The organism is Aquimarina sediminis (genome assembly GCF_002895435.1).
In the GTDB taxonomy this organism is placed as follows: domain Bacteria; phylum Bacteroidota; class Bacteroidia; order Flavobacteriales; family Flavobacteriaceae; genus Aquimarina; species Aquimarina sediminis.
Map to the genome: position 1 here is coordinate 989,174 of NZ_POYJ01000001.1, position 26,238 is coordinate 1,015,411.

At 32.3% G+C, this 26,238-nt stretch carries 25 protein-coding genes; 8 read left to right on the forward strand and 17 right to left on the reverse strand.

What is annotated here, in order from left to right; all coding sequences use genetic code 11:
- Nucleotides 1–74 precede the first annotated feature (74 nt).
- The gene (locus C1X07_RS04360; protein WP_103068722.1) at nucleotides 75–392 is read right to left on the reverse strand and encodes a 2Fe-2S iron-sulfur cluster-binding protein; all 318 of its coding nucleotides are present in this window, start codon (nucleotides 390–392) and stop codon (nucleotides 75–77) included.
- Nucleotides 393–507: 115 nt separating this feature from the next.
- Between C1X07_RS04360 and C1X07_RS04365 the strand changes: the two genes are divergently transcribed.
- Complete coding sequence (locus tag C1X07_RS04365; RefSeq protein ID WP_103068723.1) at nucleotides 508–846, forward strand: cupin domain-containing protein; 339 nt, start codon at nucleotides 508–510, stop codon at nucleotides 844–846.
- 7 nt (nucleotides 847–853) lie between these two features.
- Here C1X07_RS04365 and C1X07_RS04370 read toward each other — a convergent pair whose 3' ends face one another.
- The 3 genes from C1X07_RS04370 to C1X07_RS04380 are packed head-to-tail and all read right to left on the reverse strand — an operon-like array spanning nucleotide 854 to nucleotide 6,679.
- Nucleotides 854–1,216 carry a methylglyoxal synthase gene (locus tag C1X07_RS04370; RefSeq protein ID WP_103068724.1) on the reverse strand — a complete coding sequence of 121 codons (363 nt, stop codon included), beginning with the start codon at nucleotides 1,214–1,216 and terminating at the stop codon, nucleotides 854–856.
- 45 nt (nucleotides 1,217–1,261) lie between these two features.
- Nucleotides 1,262–2,248 carry a 6-phosphofructokinase gene (gene pfkA / locus C1X07_RS04375; RefSeq protein WP_103068725.1) on the reverse strand — a complete coding sequence of 329 codons (987 nt, stop codon included), beginning with the start codon at nucleotides 2,246–2,248 and terminating at the stop codon, nucleotides 1,262–1,264.
- A 24-nt stretch (nucleotides 2,249–2,272) separates the two neighbouring features.
- The gene (locus C1X07_RS04380) at nucleotides 2,273–6,679 is read right to left on the reverse strand and encodes a translocation/assembly module TamB domain-containing protein (protein WP_241507184.1); all 4,407 of its coding nucleotides are present in this window, start codon (nucleotides 6,677–6,679) and stop codon (nucleotides 2,273–2,275) included.
- Between the two features lie 105 nt (nucleotides 6,680–6,784).
- Here C1X07_RS04380 and tsaD point away from each other — a divergent pair, with 105 nt between their 5' ends.
- Nucleotides 6,785–7,807: a tRNA (adenosine(37)-N6)-threonylcarbamoyltransferase complex transferase subunit TsaD gene (gene tsaD / locus C1X07_RS04385; RefSeq protein ID WP_103068727.1), complete on the forward strand. Its 1,023-nt coding sequence runs from the start codon at nucleotides 6,785–6,787 to the stop codon at nucleotides 7,805–7,807.
- Nucleotides 7,808–7,858: 51 nt separating this feature from the next.
- Nucleotides 7,859–8,563, forward strand: coding sequence for a 16S rRNA (uracil(1498)-N(3))-methyltransferase (locus C1X07_RS04390; RefSeq protein WP_103068728.1), 705 nt, complete (start codon nucleotides 7,859–7,861; stop codon nucleotides 8,561–8,563).
- Between the two features lie 74 nt (nucleotides 8,564–8,637).
- Here C1X07_RS04390 and C1X07_RS04395 read toward each other — a convergent pair whose 3' ends face one another.
- Nucleotides 8,638–10,320, reverse strand: a complete 1,683-nt coding sequence (locus C1X07_RS04395; RefSeq protein WP_103068729.1) for a T9SS type A sorting domain-containing protein — start codon at nucleotides 10,318–10,320, stop codon at nucleotides 8,638–8,640.
- 327 nt (nucleotides 10,321–10,647) lie between these two features.
- Here C1X07_RS04395 and C1X07_RS04400 point away from each other — a divergent pair, with 327 nt between their 5' ends.
- From C1X07_RS04400 to C1X07_RS04410, 3 genes are all read left to right on the forward strand, one after another.
- A complete protein-coding gene (locus C1X07_RS04400; protein WP_206604209.1) occupies nucleotides 10,648–11,808 on the forward strand; it encodes an esterase-like activity of phytase family protein in 1,161 nt (386 codons plus the stop codon).
- A gap of 508 nt (nucleotides 11,809–12,316) precedes the next feature.
- A complete protein-coding gene (locus tag C1X07_RS04405; protein ID WP_103068731.1) occupies nucleotides 12,317–13,552 on the forward strand; it encodes a hypothetical protein in 1,236 nt (411 codons plus the stop codon).
- Between the two features lie 452 nt (nucleotides 13,553–14,004).
- Nucleotides 14,005–14,931 carry a M12 family metallopeptidase gene (locus C1X07_RS04410; RefSeq protein WP_103068732.1) on the forward strand — a complete coding sequence of 309 codons (927 nt, stop codon included), beginning with the start codon at nucleotides 14,005–14,007 and terminating at the stop codon, nucleotides 14,929–14,931.
- 120 nt (nucleotides 14,932–15,051) lie between these two features.
- Here C1X07_RS04410 and C1X07_RS04415 read toward each other — a convergent pair whose 3' ends face one another.
- The 4 genes from C1X07_RS04415 to C1X07_RS04430 form a co-directional block, all read right to left on the reverse strand.
- Entirely contained in the window at nucleotides 15,052–15,459 is a 408-nt protein-coding gene (locus C1X07_RS04415) for a VOC family protein (RefSeq protein WP_103068805.1), read from the reverse strand.
- Nucleotides 15,460–15,648: 189 nt separating this feature from the next.
- On the reverse strand, nucleotides 15,649–16,395 hold the full coding sequence (locus tag C1X07_RS04420) for an SDR family oxidoreductase (RefSeq protein ID WP_103068733.1): 747 nt from the start codon (nucleotides 16,393–16,395) through the stop codon (nucleotides 15,649–15,651).
- Nucleotides 16,396–16,465: 70 nt separating this feature from the next.
- Complete coding sequence (locus C1X07_RS04425; protein WP_103068734.1) at nucleotides 16,466–17,023, reverse strand: Crp/Fnr family transcriptional regulator; 558 nt, start codon at nucleotides 17,021–17,023, stop codon at nucleotides 16,466–16,468.
- A gap of 111 nt (nucleotides 17,024–17,134) precedes the next feature.
- Nucleotides 17,135–17,683 carry an RBBP9/YdeN family alpha/beta hydrolase gene (locus C1X07_RS04430; RefSeq protein ID WP_103068735.1) on the reverse strand — a complete coding sequence of 183 codons (549 nt, stop codon included), beginning with the start codon at nucleotides 17,681–17,683 and terminating at the stop codon, nucleotides 17,135–17,137.
- 455 nt (nucleotides 17,684–18,138) lie between these two features.
- Between C1X07_RS04430 and C1X07_RS04435 the strand changes: the two genes are divergently transcribed.
- Complete coding sequence (locus tag C1X07_RS04435) at nucleotides 18,139–18,909, forward strand: DUF6261 family protein (RefSeq protein WP_103068736.1); 771 nt, start codon at nucleotides 18,139–18,141, stop codon at nucleotides 18,907–18,909.
- A gap of 240 nt (nucleotides 18,910–19,149) precedes the next feature.
- A complete protein-coding gene (locus C1X07_RS04440) occupies nucleotides 19,150–19,680 on the forward strand; it encodes a hypothetical protein (RefSeq protein ID WP_103068737.1) in 531 nt (176 codons plus the stop codon).
- Between the two features lie 60 nt (nucleotides 19,681–19,740).
- On the opposite strand, the gene map is transcribed toward C1X07_RS04440, so the two are convergent.
- The 8 genes from map to C1X07_RS04480 all read right to left on the reverse strand — a co-directional run bounded on the left by map (nucleotide 19,741) and on the right by C1X07_RS04480 (nucleotide 26,238).
- On the reverse strand, nucleotides 19,741–20,505 hold the full coding sequence (gene map / locus C1X07_RS04445) for a type I methionyl aminopeptidase (protein WP_103068738.1): 765 nt from the start codon (nucleotides 20,503–20,505) through the stop codon (nucleotides 19,741–19,743).
- Nucleotides 20,506–20,619: 114 nt separating this feature from the next.
- Nucleotides 20,620–21,522: an AraC family transcriptional regulator gene (locus C1X07_RS04450; protein ID WP_103068739.1), complete on the reverse strand. Its 903-nt coding sequence runs from the start codon at nucleotides 21,520–21,522 to the stop codon at nucleotides 20,620–20,622.
- A gap of 45 nt (nucleotides 21,523–21,567) precedes the next feature.
- Nucleotides 21,568–22,710, reverse strand: a complete 1,143-nt coding sequence (locus C1X07_RS04455; RefSeq protein ID WP_103068740.1) for an FAD-dependent monooxygenase — start codon at nucleotides 22,708–22,710, stop codon at nucleotides 21,568–21,570.
- 26 nt (nucleotides 22,711–22,736) lie between these two features.
- Nucleotides 22,737–23,579: a metallophosphoesterase gene (locus C1X07_RS04460; RefSeq protein ID WP_103068741.1), complete on the reverse strand. Its 843-nt coding sequence runs from the start codon at nucleotides 23,577–23,579 to the stop codon at nucleotides 22,737–22,739.
- A gap of 171 nt (nucleotides 23,580–23,750) precedes the next feature.
- Complete coding sequence (locus C1X07_RS04465; RefSeq protein ID WP_103068742.1) at nucleotides 23,751–24,176, reverse strand: DinB family protein; 426 nt, start codon at nucleotides 24,174–24,176, stop codon at nucleotides 23,751–23,753.
- A gap of 45 nt (nucleotides 24,177–24,221) precedes the next feature.
- Nucleotides 24,222–24,671: a GNAT family N-acetyltransferase gene (locus C1X07_RS04470; protein WP_103068743.1), complete on the reverse strand. Its 450-nt coding sequence runs from the start codon at nucleotides 24,669–24,671 to the stop codon at nucleotides 24,222–24,224.
- A 155-nt stretch (nucleotides 24,672–24,826) separates the two neighbouring features.
- Nucleotides 24,827–25,450, reverse strand: a complete 624-nt coding sequence (locus tag C1X07_RS04475; protein ID WP_103068744.1) for an NUDIX hydrolase — start codon at nucleotides 25,448–25,450, stop codon at nucleotides 24,827–24,829.
- Nucleotides 25,451–25,518: 68 nt separating this feature from the next.
- Nucleotides 25,519–26,238, reverse strand: coding sequence for a DUF1223 domain-containing protein (locus C1X07_RS04480; RefSeq protein ID WP_164914084.1), 720 nt, complete (start codon nucleotides 26,236–26,238; stop codon nucleotides 25,519–25,521).

A 26,238-nucleotide genomic window follows, 5' to 3' on the forward strand; every position in this document is an offset into this window, starting at 1 on the left:
AGAAGCAAAACTACTATGACAATAACTCCATATTTTATGATTCAGATCATGTTATCTAAATCGAGTCTAAATAATTAATCTCCTCCTATGATTTCTATCTGCATCTTATCAAGATCTTCATTCAAAAGAACTTGACAAGCTAATCTACTATCGGGGTAATTATCTAGCTGGCTTTTCAACGTTTCTAACTCTAATTCTGTAGGATGATGACTTAGAATAGTTGATGATTTTATCCGAATATGACATGTCCCACACAATCCTCTCCCTTTACAATCCCCAATATCGTCAAATAGTCTTTCTACTAGTAACTCTATCAATGTTGGATACTCAAATTTTTTAAACTCTAAGACATGCTGAACTCCAATAGAATCGATAACAAATATGCTGTACATTTTACAAATTTTAATTGGCAAGCTACTATCACATGTTTATTTTGCTTTATGATTTAACTCATAAAACAAAAAGAAAACAACACTTAATTTTGTAATAACTTAAAAATAGAAAATCATGCAATTAACCTCATTATCTAAAGACCTTACATACGGAGATAAAAAACCGGTAATAACAAAATTAATAGAAAACGATGCCACGAAAGAGATTAGAATAGTCTTTAAAAAAGGGCAAGAAATGAAAGAGCATAAGACTATGTTTCCTATAACAGTTGAGATTTTTGAAGGCGAAATAGGTTTTGGAGTTAATAATGTTACACATATCTTAAAAAAAGGCGATATTATATCATTAGACCCAAATATCAGTCATAATCTAGTTGCATCTGAAGATAGTATTGTAAGGCTTTCTCTTTCCAAAAATGATTCGGTTCAAAGAGTAAAAAACGTAAACAAATAATTATGTTCTACAATCCTTTAAGCAATAACTCTGCTGTCGCTGGGTTAGTAGCAAGAGGTACATCATAAACATCACAGAGTCTCATTAACATAAAAATATCAGGCTCATGAGGATGCTTTGCCAAAGGGTCTCTAAAAAAGATAACCATATCTACTTTTTTCTCTGCTACCGCTGCAGCTATTTGTGCATCTCCTCCTAATGGTCCTGATAATAGCGCTTCTACTTCAAAGCCTGCTCTTTTTGCCTTTTCACCAGTGGTGCCAGTGGAGATTAGTTTTATATTTTTTGAGTGAAGTAATTGGTTATGTTCATTAAGAAACTGAACCATCTCTGCCTTCTTGCCATCATGTGCTATTATTGCTATTATCATATGTGTGCGTTTACAAGTTTGTTAGTTTTCAATAATTTAGTGGGCTTAAGTAGAAAGAATATCTGAAATTCGTAATAGTTCCTTGTTAATTTCATGTGCTTCTTTAAAATCTTTATCAAAACTTGTAAAGGTAATTCTATTGTTTACTATTCCCACCATTACATTTTTTTCACCATCCAGAAGTAACTCTACAGCTTTTACACATAGCCTACTTGCTAATGTTCTATCAAAACATGAAGGAGTTCCTCCTCTTTGCATGTGCCCTAAAACAGTAACCCTCACATCATAATCTGGTAAATTCTCTGTCACATAATCGGCTAGTTCATATACATTTTTTCCTATTTTATCACCTTCACTAACAACGACTATACTAGAAGATTTTCCTGAGCGTTTACTACGTTTTAGGGATTCTAATAGTCGATCGAGTCCGAGATCTTCTTCTGGAATAAGAATCTCTTCTGCTCCTGCTCCAACTCCACTATTTAAAGCTATAAATCCAGCATCTCTCCCCATGACTTCAATAAAAAAAAGTCTATTATGCGAACTGGCAGTATCTCTAATTTTATCAATAGCATCTACTACAGTATTTAAAGCAGTATCATAACCTATAGTAAAATTAGTACCGGAAATATCATTATCAATAGTTCCAGGAACTCCTATAACAGGAATATCAAATTCATCACTAAAAACTTTACCTCCTCTAAAGGTTCCATCACCCCCGATTAACACCATAGCATCTACCCCAGCTTCTTTAAGGTTAGCCGCCGCCTTTTTTCTACCTTCTACTGTCCTAAAATCTGCAGATCTTGCAGATTTAAGTATGGTTCCGCCCTTACTAATAATATTACGAACACTACGGGCAGTCATCGTGCAATAATCTCCTTCGATCATTCCTTGATAGCCTCTATAAAAACCAATACATTTTACATTATAGTATGCACAAGCTCTTGCAACTGCTCTTATGGCAGCATTCATACCAGGTGCATCACCTCCTGAGGTCATGACACCAATTGTTCTAATTTCTTTGGCCATTTAATGTTTTATATAGTATAAAAATTACTCCTTCTTATTGGTAAAGTTAATAAAACTTGGAGTATCAATTTTGGTAGTATCCTTTGGCTTAGGAATAGAATCTTTTGCCTTTTTATTTTTGAAAATCTTTGTCCAAAGTTCATTAAAATTATCAAAATCTACTGAGTAAGACAATCCTATTCCTTGTTCATATCCTTGATTTCCTGTACCGACAAATTGAATTGTATTTTCTCTATTAAAAATTTTACCTCTCAAGGATCCATCTTTATTAAAAAGATATTCTACCTCTACATCTCCAACGACATTAGATTCATTAACTCCTCCTATCGGAACTCCTACCCTGCCATTAATAAGAATACGATTACTAATCTGGGTAGAGAGTGTCAAACCAAATTGGTCGGCATCTTCTTGATCCAAAGAGCGCACTCCTTGCACATAATTTAATCCCACTTGAAACTTATCATCTTCGTCAGAAAATATTCCATTAAACAAGCTAGATGCTCTTTCTGCAACCAAACCACCTGTAAGTGCATTAGCATCAAAAGTTCCGTTATAAAATTGCCCTGAAGAAACCAAAGAAAGCGCTTGTAGCTCCTTATTAGATTGATCACTCAATATATAATCCAATTCGCTTTTTATTACAGAACTCAAGTTAGGAAACTCTATATTAAAATTAACATCTGGTTGAATTAATTCTCCCTGTAGATCTATAACTACTTCTATAGGTATTTTTCGATTTATTGAGGAATTCTCCAACAATATAGCTGGGTTAGCTTCAGTTTTATATACAGCACTAAGATCCAAAACTGCTCTGGTTGGGCTTCCGTCCCAGTTAATTGTTCCACCATCTCTTACGGTAAATAATTTCTCTACAAATGCTCCATATCTAAAATTATATGTTCCTTGGTATGCCACAAAATCCCCCCACATATTAAATTTTCCATTAGTATTGATTTCTATAAGTAGAGTCCCAGCTCCACGCCCTTTTAATGAACTACCTGTATTTTTATCAACAACAATCTCTACCTCAGCATTATCATTAACATCCAAATCAAATTTCAACTCTAATCCCTTTATATCGTCAAGTACAATTTCTTTTCCTTCTAATCTAGCGCGTTTTTCTTCTGGACTTAGAAAATGTATATACGAGTTATCACCAATGGTTTCTAGTTCATTAAGTGGTATTTTAAACACTGTTCCTTTTTCTGTAGTAGCATTTACTTCTATTACTAATTCATCAGTTAACCCTTTAATAGTTGCCTCCCCACTAATAAACCCTGTACCATAATATAAAGATTCTTCATCTTCTTGTGTATCTAAAACCAATAATCTATCACTAGCTAATAGTTCTAAGCCGAGTTCCCATTTAGAAAAACGATGATGTCTTATATATCCCCCGAGCACCCCTTTTGTCATATATTTTGTATCAGTGATATTGATATTGTCAAAATTAAAGCTCTGATTTTGTAAAATTACTCTGGAGTTATTATCAAAATCAAGATCTACATTAAGATATGGCACCATAAGACCAGCCTTATCCAAATTAAGAACACCATCAATCGAGGGGTTTTTATAACTCCCAGAAATTCTAGCTTTTCCCGAAACATATCCTCTTATATCTGAAAAAACCCCAGCTGCTAGGGGACTAAACTCCGAAATATCAAATTCATCTAACTCTAGATCCACATCAATAGAAGAATTATCTTTTGAAACATTAATAATTCCTATTGTCGATAACGTTTTATGTTTTTCATTGTTAATCAGTCGAGTATTAATATTATATTCTGTAAGGTCAGCGTTTCCGGCAACATTAACTCTTAACTCTCCCAAAGGTGTTTTATTAATCCCCAAATCTTTAATAATAATTCGAGAACTAGGAAAATAATTACCATTTTCTTGAAGAACAGATAAATCCCCATCTATTCTACCATTAAAATTCAAACTATCAATATTGGGAGTAATCTTATTAAGATCAACATTCTCAAAGGTAGCTTTTAGATTCTTATAATCATTCCCTTCTGTAATACCATTGACCTTTATTTCTTCATCCATATAGCTAAGGATTATTGACCTTATATCTATACTTTTAAAATCATTATCAAAGATAATTTTATTGTTATCTTTTCTTTTGTCTTTATTGGCATACCAAGTATATCCTTTATAGGTAAAATCTGATTTTCGCAAACCAACTACAGAATTATTATCCTGATTTATGGTATGATAAAATTCGAGATTAAAATTATCCTTATTGTTTTTTCCTCCTTTAAATTCTGAGTGCATAAACAAAGTATCCTTCAAGGTAACATTGATTAAGCTAAATTCAGAAACATCATAAAACTTAGAATCAATACTATCAATGGCTATATAGGTATTAAATAATGGGTTTTTATTGTCGATCTGAACATCGACATCTTCCATAAAATTATCAAACGCCTTGATAGAGGGAGACTTAAAAGTAAGCTTAAACTCTGATTCATTACTCTCTACTCTTCCTTTTATAATAGTATTGGGAGCGAATTCTATTTCTGGAAAGAATACGTCGACAATTTTATTATAAATATTAAAATCAAACTCCATAAACTCATCATCCGTAATTTCTGTAGCTTCAAAATTAGCATATAAACTTCCTATAGAGTTTCTAAACAAATCATAAACATTTTCGAATCTAAAAATTCCTTTTACACTTCCTTCTACAATATCAGTACTATTAATAGTGATTGTTCGTATGTTATTTTGGTCAAAACTTGAGGTTATGTCAAAATCTTCAAAATAGTATCCTGCATCCCCGTTAGCATATAAGGTTTTCTCAAAAGAAATGGTTCCAAAGGCATCATTAATCCCAGTACCTTTCATATTCATATATACATCTCCATTAAAAACAGAAACTTCGTCTCTTGTAAATAAGTTAAGTTGGTGAAGATCCATATGATCAACATAAGCAACAAAATTATAATTATGTATTTCTTCTGACAGATCAGCAACTCCATTAAATTCAAATCTTATATTAGGATCATCAGAATTCAGCTTCCCATCAAATACTCGCTCTTTAAGATTCCCTATTGCTTTTAGATTTGTATATGTATATTCATTAAATTCTAATTTACTTATATCACCTTCGATCTTTGTATCTAGGCTCTCCAATGTAAACCCACTTCCATCTACATGGATATCAAAAGAAGCATTTCCTATTGATTTCTTACCTATTAATTGACCAATATTAAAGTTATTAGAAATTACATTTCCATTATATGTTGCATTTCGGTCATCATTTAAATTTTCTAGTAATACAAAGGCGTTAATTTTGCCTAATTGAGAAGACAGATCCATATCGATATCGACTGCTTCTCGGGTAACAATTGCATTACCAGTTCCTCGTACACTTCCGAATTGATATAATTGTCTTGGCAAAGAATTTCCTAGTACATTAGGTAATAGGTTAACCAGGTCATAATAATTACTTGTTAAGTTTTCAAAATCTCCTTCTAATTCAAATTCTGAAACATTAGATACGGCATTTTTAATTCTGATATCTCCTTTTACAAGAGACCGATCCAAACCAAAAATATCTGCATTAATTACCTTAAAATCGTTTAATGTCCCAATTACAGAAGTATTCTTTAGTTGTAACCTTTGATTTTCTCCAAACTCTCTATAAAAAGGAATCAAATCATTTGTAGAAACGGTAGCATTATAAAAATCTGCCTTAATATTTACTTTATTCTCAAAATCTTCAAGTCCTCCCACGGCGTAAGAAAATAGTATCTCACTTTCAATTCTAGAATCTTTGGTTTCTATAACAAGCTCCTGAAGGTACATACTATTAGGAGTTATCGAGAAACAAGTTTGTAGATTCGAAACATTTAATCCTCTAAAATCTTTAAATGATAATGCGTCTATATTTATATATACATCACCTCCATCAACCAAAAGACTTTCAGCATCAAGAGTTATATCACTATAGTCAACTGCCTTTGGGTTGTTTAAATTTTCATTCGTAAAACTGTACTTCCCCCTTATGATTCCAATATTTTTGGTGGATAACACGAACTCATCATTAGAAGAAGTTTTTTTTCCAGTATTAAATTTTCTAACAAATGTCATCAGATTATCACTGGTCTCTTCTTTATAGATTTTCATTTTAAAATTAAGATCCTCTATAGTCACCTGTCCCAATTCTGGTTTCCCTTTAGCAATCTTAGAAATACCAAGAATAGAAGTTTTTATGTTACCTGCATATATCAAAGTATCCCGGTGATGATCCTTTATCAAAACCTGTTTGATACCAACATTGCCGGCATAGGTCAATCCTATTTTTTCAATATGGATATCAACACCATAGGTTTCATTAAGGTTATTTGTTACTTTTTTGGCTATATATGTTTGAACTGCAGGAATAGAAAACACCACAAACAAGAATGCAACTAGTGACAAAAGGACAAGAAATATCCTCCATAATATTTTCCTAAATTTCCTGATATGTTTTATTGTTTTAACTTTGTTGACAATATTAACAATTTCTATGCCCTTTTCCTCATAATGAATCCACAAAAAATATACATTCTAGGTATTGAATCCTCATGCGATGATACTTCTGCCGCTGTGTTATGTAATGGACAGGTTTTATCCAATGTTGTTGCATCTCAAAAAATACACGAATTGTATGGTGGTGTCGTTCCCGAATTAGCGTCCAGAGCACACCAACAAAATATAGTTCCTGTAATTGATCAAGCTATCAAACAAGCAAATATTAAAAAAGAAGATTTGCACGCTATCGCTTTTACCAGAGGGCCTGGTTTAATGGGATCATTATTAGTAGGAACTTCTTTTGCTAAATCATTAGCTCTTGCCTTAGACATCCCACTAATTGATGTTAATCATATGCAAGCCCATATCTTAGCTCATTTTATTGAAGAAGACGAATCCGATATTCCTAATTTTCCATTTTTAGCTATGACTATAAGTGGAGGACATACACAGATTGTTAAAGTAAATAGTCACTTTGATATGGAAGTCATTGGAGAAACAATTGATGATGCTGTTGGTGAGGCCTTTGATAAAAGTGCTAAAATATTTGGATTACCATACCCTGGCGGACCATTGATTGATAAATATGCTCAAGCTGGTGATCCAAAAGCTTTTCAATTCCCTAAACCTAAAGTTGGCGAACTAAACTTTAGTTTTAGTGGTCTTAAAACTGCGGTATTATATTTTGTTCAAAAGAAGATAAAAGAAAATCCTAATTTCATAGAAGAGAATCTTAATGACATTTGCGCCTCTCTTCAATATACCATTATCAATATTCTTATTGACAAATTAAAAAAAGCTTCGAAACAAACTGGTATTAACAGCATTGCTATTGGTGGTGGGGTTTCTGCTAATTCTGGTATCAGAAAAGCGCTAAAAGATGGTGAGTACAAATATGGATGGAAAACATTTATCCCTAAATTTGAATATACCACCGACAATGCTGCTATGATAGGGATTGTAGGCTACTTGAAATATCTGAACAAAGATTTTACAGATATGAATGTTGTTGCTAAAGCAAGAATAAAATTCTGATAAAAAAGCAAATAAGGCTAAAACAAAAATTTTAATATCTGGAAGGAAAAAATGCAACTATTTTATAACAATACGCTAACAGAATCTGATACCGAATTAAAATTTTCGAGGGAAGAAAGCAAACATATCAATAAGGTATTAAGAAAAAAAGAAGGAGATATTCTACACATTACCAACGGATTAGGATATTTATTTACCGCTTGTATTACTTTTTCTAGTCCATCTCAATGCTTTGTTAAAATTGAAGATTGTAAAAAACAACCTCAAAGAACACACAAATTACATCTTGTGGTAGCTCCGACCAAAATGAATGATCGCTATGAATGGTTCTTAGAAAAGGCTACCGAGATTGGTATAGATACAATTACTCCAGTTATTTGTGATCATAGTGAAAGAAAAGTTATCAAACCAGAACGCTTTGAACGTATATTGCAAAGTGCTATGAAGCAATCCTTGCAATGTTATTTACCTAAGCTAAATCCAGTAATTTCCTTTGTTGATTTTATAAAGAAACAACCCGAGGGACAATTACTTATAGCACATTGTGAAAAGAAGCAAAAAAAAACGTTAAAAGATATAGTAATCCCCGAATCAAACGTCACTATCCTTATAGGTCCTGAAGGGGATTTTTCTACAAAAGAAATAGAATTGGCCTTATCTTATGGATATATCCCAATCACATTAGGAAATAACAGATTACGAACAGAAACAGCAGCCATTGCCGCCGCACATAGTGTTTCTTTTATTAACTTATAAAAACTGAGCTACCTCAATATTAAAATATTTGAGGCAGCCCAATTCCAATAATCAAATTACACAAATGAATCTTACTATTTTTTTAGGAATTTTATCATATTGATTTTACCGTTTTCCATTTTTATTTTAGCAATGTATACTCCTGGACTTAAAGCTTCTGTCGACAGAACCACGGTTCCTTTTTGGTCTACATCTATATTATGCATTACCATCTTTCCTTGCATATCAAAAACCTCAACTTGAGTTACTGAAGATGTTTTTCCAATATTAAGGGTAAGAAGGTTATTTACCGGATTAGGAAACAACGCTACGCCAAAATCTTTTTCAGGCATTTTAATATCTTCTGCTTTAAAACCAGCTCCTTTTCCGCAGAAGTCTACAGGATATTCTATTCTCTTCACCGGGCTATCAATCCTTCTATATTCATCCACAAAAATCTGCTGCGCACTTTTGGTAACACAAGGTTCTTGTTTTATTTCTTTTAAATCTATTTTTAACTCACAGATAGTTCCTGTTTTACCTGTATCTGTAGTTTCTACCAAATAAATGTCTGTTGCTCCTGCTCCTAATGAAGTGGTGTAACCTGTAAAGGCAAAACCATTATTATACTTATCGGTTACCATTTCTAGCCCTCCTTCTTGACCATTTTTTCCATATTGGCGCGCCCATAACAAAGTCCCTCCTGCGTCTGTTTGAAACATTATTGCTTTACGTGTAGAGATCGCTTGTTGCCCGACAACTGTATACATAGAGTTTCCATTAGAATCAAAAGTCTCTTCTAAACTAGCTCCTAACTCTGTTCTTTCTGTTCCATATGTTTTCATTCCTAAAAAATTACCACCTCCATCGAGAAATAATAAAAAGGCATCATGTGAATTATTGATCCCAAAACTATTGGTATATCCTGTAAGCACATAATTTCCTTGTCTATTTTGCTTCACACAGGTAGCTACATTTCTATACCCCATAGTAGGATCCAAATCCTTTGGATACCCAAAAATCCTGTTCCACTCCATGGTAAGGTCTGGTTTCAATTTAATCACAAAAAGATCTGTCGGTGGATTTGCCAATGCTGTACTTGCACCACACCAATAATTAGTTGTAGAGCCCGCAATAATATATCCTCCATCTTTGGTTTGTTCTATCCACATACCTCGCTGATCACCATGTCCACCGATAACAGTTGCTTTAACAAGGTTTCCTTGAATATCTGTCTTTACTACATGTATATTTGTTCCTGGAAAAGCCGTGTAACTTCTTGTTTCTCCTACCAGAATATATCCTGGTTTTCCTGTTACATCTTTGTTATTCTGTACGCAATGAGCTATATCATATTGATTACGACCATATACTGTAGAAAAAACTGGAACACCATTAACATCTACTCCTAGGAGGTACGCATCTCCTCCTCCAAAACCATAACTTCTGGTAATCCCTGCCGCAACATAAGCAACTTTATTATTAGGACTATAATAATTAGATTGTCTTACAGAATTAAAATACTCATAATCTTGTCCTCCATATACCCGAGACCAAACTTGGTTACCAGCAAGGTCGGTCTTCACAAGTGTAGCTTCAAGACTTCCAAAATAATTTTTGGAGGTATAACCTGCGATTAAATATCCACTCTCTACATCTCTGAGTTGAGTTAAAGATCTACCAACTTCTGATTTTTCAGTACCAAATGTGTGTTGAAATTGTGAGAAGCCCAAACTTATCATAAAGCAAAAGACTACACTACATAAAATAGTTTTCATGATGATTTGTATTTAAATTGGTTAAAAAAAATATTTTCACAACTAGTTGTAGCATATATATTCATAATCTACAATCTATATTCATTCATTTTTTTATATCACAAATAGAGTAAGCCAAAGGTAAATCCTAGTATTTCACTAGAATATTACATAACTCTAATTTACAAAATAACACTATGATTATCAAGAGGTTACACCTTTAAAATAGAGAGGAAAAAACTTGTTTATCGTTATGGATTTACCATTATTACTCAACGTTCATTTGTGTGTTGATAAGATCAAAATTTCAATTCAAATCAATATCTTTATCAATAAATGAGAATCATCATGATACAGATGCTTAAAAATTTCTTTCTTTTTGTTTTGGTTTTTTGTAGTTGTTCATCAACTAATAATGACTCAGAAACGAATATAGATACTGACCCAACTCCTACTACACCTGTTAATGAGCAAAGCACAATTAGTTCTTTAGAATATATTGATGAATATATAATCCCAGATCAAGAAATAGGCGGTGTGCCAATTGGTGGCTTCTCTGGTATTGATTATCAAAATGGTAAGTGGTACATCATTTGTGATACCTCTACACCTCCTATACGGTATTATGAAGCAGACATCACTTATGATAAAGATGCTTTTATGAATGTTGATATTACTAAAATGATAGAGATTAAAGATGAATCTGGATCTCCATTAACACAAAACATTGTTGATCCCGAGGCTATACGATTAGACAATAGAACCGGTACCATTTTATACACTAGTGAAGGTCCCGTAAGCAATGGTATCGATCCTGCTTTGTTTGAAGTTTCACTAACAGGTACTCAAATAAAAAAGTTTACATTGCCTGATAATTTTAAAGCCAATACTATTGATGATACATCTGGACCTCGAAACAATGGAACCCTAGAGGGTTTATCATTAGGTTTTGAACAAAAGGGATATTGGATATCTTTTGAGCTCCCTCTTATCGAAGATGGTCCTGAACCAACGACTACAGATACGCAATCACCTGTGCGCATTACTTTTATTAACAAAACCTCTGGCTTAGCCGAACGACAATTTGCATATGAACTTGATCCGGTAGCGCGTGAGCCTTTATTAGGAACTACTTTTGCTGTAAACGGTTTGGTAGAAATACTAGAATATGATACAAATATGTTTTTGACCTTAGAGCGTTCTTTCTCTTCTGGCCATCTTGATGGAGGTAATACCGTTAAGATATATAAAGTAGATGCTACCAATGCAACCAATACCCTTTCTGTGGACTCACTTATAGAAGCTAATTACGTTTCGGCAAAAAAGACTTTACTTTTTGATTTTGATACTATTAGAAATCAATTAACAAACATAGATAATATTGAAGGAATTACATTTGGTCCTAAACTAAAAGATGGAAGCAGAACAATCGTAGTGATCTCCGATAATAATTTTAAAGCATTTTTTCCACAAATTAATCAATTGATTGTTCTTAAGATAATCCCATAATAACCTTTCTGTAGTACAAAAAGGTTATTGTGTTTCATACATTCATTTTTGTATTCATTACATCCTGTTATTTTTTTCTCTAACAAATTGCATTGTTAATTTTTTCATAACACTATAGTATCATGCTATTTTTTTTTAAACGCCTTACCATATACGACAATTTAAAACTAATTTTTCTTCATTTTTAGTCTTTAGATTAGTAAAAGAGAAAAAGTACAACTGCTTCATAAGAAATTTTAAATCTTTAGTAGTATAATTTGTCGTTTAACAAAATGAAACATGTTATTTGTAGTAAAAATCACGTTGTTTGCAGATATTATTTGCCATAAATCCAGTTAACAAATATATTTATATCTCTATTTCTTATCTCATATTTATTTATTATTTAGAATTAGTCTTAATAAAAACAAATTGTTACCATTCTTTAATTCAGCAGATTAAAGAATACCCCTAACTTTCGAGATAAGATTGGGTAATCACATTTTTTTTAATTAACCCCCCTTGAATTATGAAAAAAAAATTTCTTTATGTACTAATAAGTATAGGAATACTTTCATGTACAACAGATAGCATTGATGAAAATGCTACTGATTTGTCCCCAAAAGAACAACAAGATAAAAAAGAAGTGTCTTTAATCTTTAAAGATGATGACCCCTTATCGAATTCAATAGTAAACATTAGTGAGAATACAATAGAATTTAAAAAGGATACTGACATCGATTTTAGTAAACTAGAATATATCGTTTCTGGTCAAATTAGTAAAGCCCCAGAAGGCTTTCTAAGAAAAATAGTTGACATTACCCATACTGACGATAAGATTATTGTAGGTACAGAATCAGCAGAACTGAATGAATTAACACCTCATGTAGAATATCAGCATATTTATAATTATGATAATTACGATCAGAATTTTAAAAGTAAAACTGCTAATGGAGATTTAATAGAATATAGCCTAATATCGGATAGGACTAAAAAAGATATTTCATTAGGTACATTTAGCATTAGTCTTGATAGAGTGATCTATGATGCTGATGGTAATCATTCAACTACGTACGATCAAATAAAGGCTCGAGGAAATGTAACAATACAACCTTCGCTAGATCTTAAATTAGACGTTTTTTTTGGTCATCTAAATGAGTTTAAAAATGTAGTAACTTTTAAAAACCAAACAAATTTGGATTTGATATGGTCCGCTAATCATAGTTTATTTAGTCAGTCAATTCCCATTGCAAATTTAAACCTTCCTCCTACTACGATTTGGGCGGGATGGGTTCCCATAGTTGTTACTCATACTATAAAGGTAAGCTTAGATGCATCTGGAAATGTTAGTGCTAGCATATCAGCAGGTGTTGTAGGAACCATGACAGTTCGTAAAGGAATGCATTACAAGAATGATAACTGGAATGTGATTCATGATTTAGATGTTTCCGAAATCAAATTCAAACCTATTACTGCAACTGCAAACTTTAACGCCTCATTAGTAGTTAATGCAGGTTTTGAATCTGCTTTTTATGGCTCGATAGGGGCTGGAATCAAAGGAGGTGCTGGTTTATATACTGATGGAAGTATCAGTGCCAATACTAATGGTGTTGCACAGATAGATTGGTTCGGTGGTATCAAAGCTAGTATAGGTGTCTATGCTAAGGCTGGATTGTTTGACATTCCGGGATTAACGCTTAGGTACGATTATCCAATTTATGATTTCAAACATGTTTTATCTGAAGGGAGTATTCTTTTAGACTAAAGCTTGATAAACCTTATTAGGCTTAATCATAGGCTTTACTAAAAGCACATTTACCTTTCTGTTTTTCGATTGAAATTTATATTAAGAACAATTACAATATCAATCATAAAACGATGATAAGATATAGGCTTGCTAAACTCCTTTTTATACAAAATAGATTTTGATTCCATCTCAGGAAAAAAATAATTTATACACCATCTTTGTGATTATCCATTGTAGTTTATAAAAGGAGTTTAGTATGCTAATATTATTAAATAAGGAAGCCTAAATAACATCCTTTAAACAACATTATTGATACATCCATAAAATAAGAATGTATCCAAAAACTCTACTTCTCTATATAAATTAGAAACTCAGAACACTCCACTTAAAAAGGAATGTGTTACTACTAATTTTGAAAGCAAACTCTTTTTTAAAACATTTATAACTCATAATACCTAACTAAAATAAAAATGAAATCAAACAATAGATTTTTAATAATCACACTTGTGATAACTACCTTAATTGCTACATCATGTACCAATAATGATGAAATCATCGCAGAAGGAACGATAATAAAAACATTAGAATATACAGATCTTGATTATTCCTCTATAAATTATGAAAACGTAAATCCAGAGGATTTAGTTATTACTAATCTGGATACAAGTCCATTACCACCCGAAATACAATATAAAGAAGGATATATAGGCACAAATAAAATTCATTACCAAACTAATGATCATGGAGAACATGTAATCAATGGAGATATAATATTGCCAAAAAGCATAACGATTACCAACAAACCAGTGCATACAGCCAAAGGGGCAATAGCCATTAGAATTAGACCTTGGACCAATGGTGTAATCCCTATTCGAATTCATCCAAATGTTCCTAGAAGAAATCGAAATAGTATTATTAAAGCTGCTGGAATATGGGCTGAGCGTTTAGGTGTCCGTTTTGTAGAGTTTAACTCTTTTGTTCATCGTGATTTTATTCATGTAGTTCGAGGAAACGGAGATAGTTCCTATCTTGGAATGGTAGGAGGAGAACAAATTCTAACAACTTATGACCCATATGTACCAGTTGCGGTTCATGAATTGGGGCATGCTTTGGGTCTTGTTCATGAACATCAAAGGTCAGATAGAAATAGGCACATTGTTGCATATGTAGGTGGACCAAATATTAGTGCTCAACATTCTCATAACTTAACTCCTTTTGATTGGTCATCAATTATGCTATATTCTTCTAGATATTTGGGAAGAGGAAAATATGATATGGTAAGAAGAAAAGATTACAAGCCTTTTATCAATACTATAGAATATGGTAGAAGAAATGGAATAATTTATGGTCCCAGTCAATTCGACGTACAAGCACTACGCAGATTTTACCAGAATTAATCATTTTTATTAAAAGAATTCGCTCTAAATTAAGTACCATAGAATTCTATAAAAGTTTTTCAAGACCATTCACTTAGCAGTGAATGGTTTTTTTTATTAGTATGAAATATGATAATATTTTTAATAAAATGAATCTTCTTCTACTACAATTGTGGTTAACTCTACAGTATGACCATCAGGATCTTTGGTATAAATAGAATGAAAATAAAAATGATCTTGAAAATTATACTCTACTCCTAATTCTTCATATCTGCTTATTGCTTTTTTAAAATTCTCTCTGGTAACATTAAAAGCAAAATGATCAATCTTTATGTTTTTGGATTTTATCTCTAACTCTGGATCATCAATCTTTGCAGGAAACAAAGCAACACCAGATTTATTGGTGAGCATAAAAATTGGGAAATCCCCCCATTCAGGCATCTTATACCTCTTAAGACCAAGGACTCTTTTATACCAATCGGCTGAAGCCTCTATATCTTGCACTCTTATTGCTACATGATCCAAAAATTCAATTTTAAACTCTGACATTTTAATAATTATTTCTTCATTATACATTTTTATTAATAAATACAATACTTATAAAGATAGTTTGCAAAAAACAAAAGACCTCATGAGTTTGCAAAAATCTATGAGGCCTATATAAAAAAGATAAAGATACTCTTACCGGCTATTGGCTATGTCATCCAAAAATTAAGAGTAAGAAAAATTCATTACGCTTTATTCATTATTTAAACTGTTTATTTTTTGTAACGCAAACCTTGGGGCGATTCTGGTTAATGCATACAATATTTTGACTCCTCCAACTTTTATTTCTGCCTGACCTTTCTCTAATCCTCTTATCATTTCATTGACAGCTTTTGAAGTAGAAATAGCTATTTTGGGAGGGTTTCCTTTATGCCATGGGGTATCAACCGCAGGATACATAACTTCGATTACCTTTATTTTGGTTTTTGATAATTGCATTCTTAATACTTGGGTAAATGAGTGTAAGGCTGCTTTTGTTGCGTTATAAAACGAGTAATCTACTCTTGGGGCATAGATCAACCCAGTAGTAACATTAATAATGGTCGGATTACTATTTCTTTTTAAGATTGGGTACATATATTTTATTAATCTTAGAGGGGCTAAAAAATTTACTTGTGTCTCTAGTTCTGCTTTTTGTATAATATTATCTCCTTCCAGAAATGGGGTAACATGCACAATAGCTGCATTATTAATCAAAACATTAAGATCACTATGGTTTTTTTCTATCCAGTTAGCCAAATCAATACACTGATTATTTTCTGATAAGTCGCACTGAAATATCTCTAACTCTGGATGTTTCTTCTGGGCTTCCAGTAGTTTTTCTTTTGTACTACCACAGATGATTACTTTATTTTGTTTGTCTAATAGTCGTTTGCTTAATTCTAATCCTAATCCCGAACTTCCTCCTGTAATCAAGACCTTGTTGTTTGAAAAATTCATTCTAATTTACTTTTATATATTGCGATATCGCAAATGTAAATCACCAAAACTCCTCGGGCATTGATCTATGTTAAGCCTGTATTTTTCTTTTTATTCTACTTAACGATTCTGGTTGAATCCCCAAATATGATGCAATTATATTCTGCTTTATTCTACTTTCTAAACCTGGATATTCTTTCAGAAAATTATAGTACCTCGTTTCTGCATCAAGCAATAAAAATTCTCTTTCTCTTTTTTCTTTGATACAAAATCCTTTTTCTAATATTCTTATTAAGAAACTATTCCAAAAAGGGCTTTTTTCTCTTAGATCGCACCACTCTTGATACCCTATTTCCAGGATTTCAGACCTTTCTAACGCTTCAATAAAAAAATGTGATGGTGTTTTGGATATCATTGCAGAATAAGAGGCCAAAAAATTATACTCGGTTATAATTCCTTTTGTAAACTCATCTCCCTTGTCATTTATATATACGTATCTAAAAAGTCCAAACCCAAAAAACCCCAATTTCTTTGGTACTTCTCCTTCCCTAATAAAATATTCCCCTTTGCCAATAACTTTATACTTTCCGATGGCAATTAATTCATCAACACGCTCTTGAGGCATGATTTTCTCTAGCTTCTCTCTCATTAGTCCATTTATACTTTTTATATCATTAAGTTAATTCTTGTATACATGAATAATCTATGTTGTGTAAAATAGCGGTTTTATCTTATTTCAGGAATAATACTTCAAGGTTTATCATATTATTTTTTTTATTTCCTGTACCAAATAAGGAAATGTCGTATAACCATCTCTATCGATAAAATGTTTTCCTTCATCTAATAAGATACATTGTGCTTCTAGTCTTTCTGCTAAAGTTTGTGAATAGTAATATGGAACGATATCATCATCTTTTGCAGTAATTACCATTCTGTTTATTGTAAGTTTCTTTATTTTATCGTAGTTCAACTTAGGCAGGATAAACTCTTCCAGTTCAGTAATTGGGGTCTTTTCGACAAATCCAGAAATTAGAAAAAGCCCTTTAATTTCTTTTGAGTTTAGATAATTAAGAATAGTAACACATCCTAGACTATGACCTATAAAAATAGAATTTTGATCATATAATCCTATTGATTTTTCTATATGATCAATCCATTCTTTAAGAATAGGTTTATGAGAGTTAGGCATGTCCAAAACGATCACTTCTACCTTTTCATTATCTAATTCATTCTTTAGATATGAATACCAATTCGCTTCTGCAGAAGCCGTATATCCATGAATAACATATATTTTGTGTTTATTTACCATTGTTTTGTTTCTATTACATTTCAATAAACCTGAAGATTCTTTTTTTGGTTTTTAATTCATGATCTCTAATTTCTTTAATTCTTATCTAAATGTATTGTCATATCTTTTTTAAGATAATAAAAACTAAGGTATCATACCATAACAATACTATTGCACGATGACTTGAACGTTTCGGCATTTGCCGGAAGCTCTTGCACAGTGACTTGAACATTTCGGCACTTACCGGAAGCTCTTGCACAGTGACTTGAACGTTTCGGCACTTGCCGGAAGCTCTTGCACAGTGACTTGAACGTTTCGGCACTTGCCGGAAACTCTTGCACAGTGACTTGAACGTTTCGGCACTTGCCAGAAGCTCTTGCACAGTGACATACGAAGTTTTGCAAGACTTTTCTTTTTCTTAACAATTTCTTGAAAACATTTTCATAGATTCGTAACTTCTTAAAACCTATACAGATATGAGTACAATCAAAACTGCTCTCACCGTTAAATACAGAAACGGTGAAATGATTCAATTCTTAGATGATATTTTAATTCTTACACAAAAAAGAGGTCCTGTTCATCCAAAATTAGTTACAAAATACGATAAATTACATACTGCTACCAGAAATGCTTTTAATGCTTTTGAACCTAGTAGAAAACTAATCAATACAGAAGTTCTTATTGCTACTGATAAGGAACGTGATGAACTTACTGTTGGTCTTCGAGCTACATTATTAGGGCTTAGCAAGCATCCAGACATAGTACACCAAAAGGCTGCAAAATTGTTATTAGAAAAGCTTGATAGCTATGGCAGGAGAGTGTATCGTTTAAATTTTCAATTACAGACGCATGTGACCAGAGGTTTTCTGGACGCTGTAAAAAACGAGCCTGCTTTGGATACTGCTGCCGATACATTACTAGTAGTTAAAGTGTTTTTAGATGCATTACAATCTGCCAATGATCAATTTGCAGATCAATACTTAATGCGTACGCAAGAAAAAGGGCAACATATAGAAGCCGAAATGGAAACTCTAATTAAAGAAGCCGAAATCGCTTATCGCGAATTTATCACACGACTTAATGCAATTGTAGAGATAGATGAAAGTGGTAATTATGACAACCTTGTCAGAGACATCAATGCCTCTATTGATCAATATAACCAAGTAGTTCTAGATCGTAGAGGAGTTAGGTCTATAGAACCAGATGATGAAGAGGAGGATATTATAGATCAACTAATAGTAGAGTGATCTCATATATTTTATTAAAAGTTGAAAGCACCTTGTATAGGTGCTTTCAACTTTTAATAAAATAATGATACCAAAATTTGAATAAATACTACCTTTACAGTATAAATTTAAACCACCAAACCCTCGTTATCTGGTCAGTTCTCTATATTAAAGTCTAAAAAATAAACTATATTAGTAAGTATATCTATAACTCTTTGACCAAATAGCTAAGTAAAACATTGTATAATCTATTTTTTATATATGAAGAAACTACTACTTTTTTTTATGGTCATATCTTATCAAATGTTGTCAGCCCAAATAGATGCAACCTCGGTAATGGTATTGCCCGTTCTTACTAATGCAGAGATGAATAGTGTAATTACCCCAAATCAAGGAAGTATAATATATAACAGTACCGATGATTTAATCTATAAACATGATGGTACAAATTGGTTGCCTTTGCAATCAGTAATATCTACAGTCGAAGAGCTTAAAATTATTCGGGGAAATGTTAATGCCAATGGAACCATTGCTCAGGGATCTGGGTTTACGGTAACCGCTCTTACAAATGCTAGATATCAAATAGATTTTACAGTACCTTTTAGCACTATACCCAGTGTAACGTTTACCACAGGTGAGCCTACTGCATTAGCCGGAAACACTTATGAAGATAATACTGCCAATATAATCTTTATTTCTAATAGTAGAGTCGTAATCGTCACTATGGACGCTCCTAATGAAAATGGTCGAGAAACTTCATGGTTCTCTTTTATTGCAGTTGGTCCTCGTTGATACATTGCTTTTAGTTTGATAAAAAAGGGTTGTCTCAATAGTACATAGTGTATTGCTTCCTTAATTCCATATTTCATTTGATTCAGTAAGAATTATAGGTTTATGATCAGTGATCAATATGGTATGCTCGTGCTGGGTTACATATCCACCCTTATTACCAATGAGGGTCCAGCCATCGGCTAATTCGATAGCTTCGGTAGAATTAGTTGAAATAAATGTTTCTATTGCTACAACAGAATTTTTCTTAAATCGTTCTTTATTAGAGCGAACTCTATAATTCAAAATGTTTTCTGGCTCCTCATGTAAACTTCTACCAACTCCATGACCTGCCAAGTTTTTAATCACTTTATATCCTGTCTTTTTTGCTTCAGTTTCAATAAGGTGTCCAATATCGGCAATTTTAACTCCTCCTTTGATATTATGAATTGCTTTATGTAAAATTTGCTTAGAGGCATCAACAAGAGGTTGATGATTGTATATATCTTCTCCCAATACAAATGATCCTCCATTATCAGACCAAAACCCATCTAACTCTGCAGAAACATCTATATTTATTAAATCTCCGTTTTTCAACGTTTTTTTGTTTGAAGGAATTCCATGAGCCACTTCTTGATTTACACTAATACAGGTATACCCAGGGAAATCATAAGTTACGTAAGGGGCTGATTTTGCTCCAAAGCTTTTTAAAATATTTCCACCATATTCATCAAGTTCTTTGGTTGTCATGCCAATCTTGGCATATTCTCTCATTTTTTTTAAGGTTTCCCCTACAATTTTACTTATATTTTTCATTCCGATTAATTCGGATTCTTTTGATATTGACATCTATTCTTTTTTTTATAATTAAATGAGCTCTTCTACAGAATTTTGTCTGTTCCTTTTTTTGAAGGTACTTCTATTTTGGTTTTTATACTTCAAATTACAAAATTAGATTATGCTTTACTCAATTGGAATACATAAATCTACAATACATTTTCTTTGAGGGTGTTTATTATAATCATTATAATAAATCTCAAACGGGTTTTGCTCGGATTTTGTATATCCTTTTTCGTTCATCCATATAAATAAGCTACTCCATGATTTTTCAAACTCGCCAAGTCCTATCTCTAGGCGTGCGACAATGTGCTTTCCTTTTTTGATGGTTGTTAAACCAACTTCTCCACTAACTTTTATAGGCTCATCCAGGATTATACAGGCGCTCATTCTTATTTTATCGGCTGCAGTTACTTTATAGCTATCATAATAAATTGTAGCCATTTTTAGATCAGGGTTATCCATAAGCCCCTTTGGTGTTGCCCATCTAATCAATTTGTTAAAGGTATTATTTAGACCATTCTCACCAATATGTGTAATATATGCAAGATCTAATTGAGGTATTTCTTTAATTTGTACTGTAGCATTCATATTAATCCATTTTTTGTGATTATTAATGTTGCAAATGTACTCTTCAAAGATGGGGCGTTCTTGCCCATTCTTGCTTTCCGTTTTACATATCTTGCTATATTTACTCGGGCTTATTTTTCGAAATTCGGTAGGAGATACTCCATAAAACTTTTTAAATGCTCTGGTAAAGGAAGAGCTACTGGTATACCCAAATTTTAACGAAATTTCAGAAATCGGAATCTCTTTTCTTCTAAACAAAATCGAAGCTGTTTTCTCTATTCTCTTTCTATTTATATATGAATTTAAAGTTTCGTTAGTAATAGCTTTAAAAATTCTATGAAAATGAAATGGAGAATAACAGGCTATTTTAGAGATCGTTTCTAATGACAGCTCTATATCCAAATTATTGTCTATATAATGCAATGCTTTATTAACTCTACTGATATAGTCACTTGTCATCTTAATTTTGTAGCCTTTATTGTTTTACATTAAAATATTGGTAGGTTATCCTATTTTTTCAATATGATACATTTTCATCATCTGTTTTTTCATAATACTTTGGGGAGCATTCTTTAAAACAAAATTCCTTAATCCTTTTCCATATTTCCAATGGGCTATTTTACCCATACTCCAAGATTTTTTTACAATCTGATTTACTTTAGTTTTTCTTTTCTGTTGGAATAGTCGAAACGTATTTTCTCCTGCTTTGTCATTAATAAGATTGCTCAAATAGTATGCATCTTCTATTGCCTGTGCTCCTCCCTGTCCCATATTTGGCGTTGTAGCATGACCCGCATCTCCTATTAAACAAATACTATTTTTGTACCAATTATCCAGCGGCGCCAAATCGATGATGTCGTTTTTTACTATTCTTTCATGGGGTGTACCACTAATCAACCTCTCGATCAATGGGTCAAAATCAGAGAATTTTCTTAATAATGTATCCTTTGTTAGCTCTTTCTTATCTTTTTTATTAACGTTACTTAGCACTACTGCGAACCAATATGTTTTATCTTTTGCTACTTTTGATATCCCAAAACGAATTTGATTTCCCCATAGTTCTATTCCTCTATGTTCAAAATCAGGAGGTATTTTATAATCAGAAATTCCTCTCCAACAGGTTTGACCAGAGTATCTTGTTTTACTTTCCGGAAAAATCTGATTCCGTACTTTAGAATGAATCCCATCTGCTCCAATAACAAAATCAGTTTCAAAGGTAGAGTTATCATCAAAAGTTATTTCTATTCTGCCAGAATTTAGCTCTTTGGACTCTTTAAAAGCTTTTCCTAAATGGATTTTTTCTTGAGGAAGTTTTTCTATAAGTAATTGCTGCAAGGTTGCTCTATGAATAGCAATAGTAGAATATCCAAATGTATCTTTTACTTCATTCTGCAGCGTATCGGATAATGATGATAAATCTGGTTTTCCTATAGTTATTCTATCAATAGAGTTTCCTTTGGTTTTTATTTCCTCTAATATATCAAGATGCTCCAGTACCTGCAAAGCATTAGGGGCTAGCCATATTCCCGCTCCTACTTCGTTTAATGCGGGTGCTTTCTCAAATAATTGATATTCTATACCATATTTTTCGAACGCTATGGCTGTGGTTAACCCTCCTATTCCTGCTCCGATTATTGTGTATAACATATTTGATTGATATTTAGCGTCATTTATTATGCTTGTTCTAATTTAAATAAGGTTATTTCGGGTCGAACATTAAATCTTACTTGCCACAAATGCCCTAAAGCTCGATTTATGTATAACGTTCGTCCATCGCCTAGGTCAATCTCTCCAGATGAGTATTTTTTATTTTTTACAGGTAGCATCGGTGGGGTAAGAAATGGAGCTTTGCATTGTCCTCCATGGGTATGTCCTGCCAAAATCCATCCTTCATAATTATTCCAAACATCTAGATCACACACATCAGGGTTATGGCACAATAGAACATTTGCTTTATCGCTTTTGTATTGGCTCATTACTTTTTCGGGGTTAAAATTAAGTCCCCAATAGTCATCCAGTCCAATAAAATTTAACCCACTAATTTCTTCCTGATGATTCTTAAGTACGGTAACACCTGCTTTTGATAATTGATCAGATATCTTATCAGCTACATTCTGTTCTTTCCAGTTTTCGCCATAGTCATGATTTCCTAAAACACCAACGGTTCCTATTTTACCTTTTACAGTGTATTGAAGAACTTTGTCTAATTGACCAAATTGTTCTTCATTTTCATAACTCACATAATCTCCTGTATACACTACAAAATCAGGGTTTAATTTCTGAGCCTTTTTAAAAGAGTCAATGATATATTGATAATCAAATCGATTACCTACATGAACATCACTTATCTGCATTAAACTTTTTCCAACCAAATCATTGGGTAAGTTTTTTATTGGCATTTTTTTGTTTACAAATTCGAGCCAAAAAGGCTCTACCTGCCATGTATATAATCCTGTAAATAGGCTTACTCCAGCCAGTCCTAAGAAATTTTTTTTAAGAAATTTTCTTCTTTTCATTTTTTATTATGGTATCAAGTAATTACTTATATCAATCTAAAATATTTAGATTTTTTGGTACTATAATTTTAATAGGGTTTCTTTATTATAATCACATCTTGTGTTTTCCTTTTTCTATAACTTCTTCAGAAGTCAAGCCAAATATAGGCGGTGTTTTGATATCCAACATTCCTAAATAGGTATAGATCCCCCTCTATGATGAATTTCATGCTCCACCATAGCTCTTATCAATTTCCATATCGCTATTTTGTGTCCACCGGGAGCCTCACATTTTTTATATAAATCTTCTTTGGTAAGTAATGACAGGATTTTTACTGATTCTTCATGTAATATATCATATAAATTAATGCTTTCTTTATATCCTTTTGCAAAATTCTCTCCGCACCCCTCATACAAACTTGGTCTTAATTGAACATTTTCTACATACATATATCTTTCTGTAAGAGCCAGATGCCGTATTATATCACCTATAGTAAACTTTCCTTTTTTATAAGTCCATTCAATTTTATCCTCAGGAATATATTGAAATAATGCTCTGGTTCTACCTTTTATCCTAGCGTAGTAGGTCAAAAAAACATTTATGTCTTGTATTTCCATTTTACCTATGGTTGAGTTACACTACTATAATATAGCATAAATCTGTTAAGTAATGCTCCATTTAAAAATTCCTTTAATATCTAATTGAGCCCCTAATCTCTTATAAAAATTAATAGCTCCTATATTGTCTTTTTGTACTTCCCAACGTATTTTATTTACTTCTTTATCTTCACAAATCTGCTTTGCTTTTTGCATTAAGGCTTCTCCTATTTTTTTGCCACGATATTCATCCCATACAAACACATCATCAATATTCATATACTCGCCTCCTGCCCAAATTGAATAGTTCCATGTGTAAGAAACATAACCGGTAACTTTTCCATCAAAACGAGCTATTAAGGCTCCAAACTTAGAAGGTTCTTCAAACCCAGACTTTAACATTTCTTCTTTATTAGTCAAAACATATTGTTCCTGATGATGATACTTTGCAATGCCGATTATCAAATCATATAGTGCATCAATGTCTTTTTCTGAAGCTTTTTCTATTTCTATCATTGTATATTTTGTAATCCGATATCTTACAATAATACAATGCAGAAAAACATATCACTCTTAATTAAGTTATAAATTTATGATCTACGTTTTTTTATTGGAAGCAATATTACCTTTTTTGACATATACCATTATAGCATATATTTTTAATTATTTCTTTAATCGAAATACACTTTTTGATCACCTTTGATTACACTAGTATGCAGCTGTTCTATTTGGGATTGTAGAATTCTGTCTTCAGAAAGCTCTGGTAATTTATCAATATCAAAATAACGAGCTTCTTCAATATCAAAACTGGTATCTATCCTTCCTTCTATTACCTCACATAAGAACACCATTTTGTATACATAAAATGGTTGTGGCGGATGTGGGTGACATTTTTTATCATATAGGGCTAAAAGCCTGGACACCTTTGATTGTAAACCCGTTTCTTCTTCAATTTCTTTTATAATCACTTCTGATGGTGAAAAACCAATATCTCCCCAACCACCAGGTAGTGACCATTTTTGATCTAATTTTTCTTTAACTAGCAGTATTTGGTTTTCTTTATTCAGTACTATCCCTCTAATATCGATTTTTGGAGTAGGATAGTCTTTATTAGGCATAAAAAAGTCATTTAATGCTACCAAGGGTTTATTGGATATAATACCAAGAAGTTCAAGACTTATTGAGTGCAGCTCTTCATAGCGTTCTTTATCATATTCATCTTGTGCATATACTAGTCCGATTTCTGATAATGATTTAACTCTTTTTATAAGTTCAAGTGAATTCTGCTCAAGCATATTTGATAAGGTTTATTTTATCAAATTTACTGTTTTGCACAAAATATGAATGCTCAAATTGTTAGTTATTATAGCATAATTTGGATTGCTCCTGTAATTTTTAATGCTTTTCCCTGAGTATATGCAATTATAGAAAGTTCATCTTGTTCTCTAACCCAATCAGCAATTGTAATTGATACCTTACCAAAGTTTTCTTTTCTTACCAGACGATTGGCAACAATATTTGTGTTTTTTAAAGTTCTGCTACGATTTTCTCCTTTAGATATATTAGTAGTGCGATCTGACACCACCAAAGCCAAAGTAAGATTATCAAACTGTTCTCCTTTTATATTATAATCGAAAGAAATTGCACTTCCTTCTTTTCGCACATTTTTTATAGCAATCATAGTACTGGCCTTAGTTTTTGAATATTTTTCTAAGGCGCTATCTGTTTTGTAACGATTTGATCCTGTAAAATGTTCACTACCATTGACTACTAATTGAGGAGTGTATATTGATCTGATATCAAATCTTTTGGCGTATTTCCTTTGGTAATCACTGTATTTAGATGAACTAAAAGGGTCTTTCCATCCTAATCTATTCCAATAATCTACATGATATGATAATACATAGACATTTTGTTTTTTATACTTTTCTTTAATTTTATTCAGCAATTTATCTGCAGAAGGACAGCTACTACATCCTTGAGAGGTAAATAATTCAAGTACTACTACGGGGTCATAGTTTTGTTGAGCATTTATATTAACAGAAAGAATAAGCGTTAATAGCATCACAAGCTTCTTTATCAT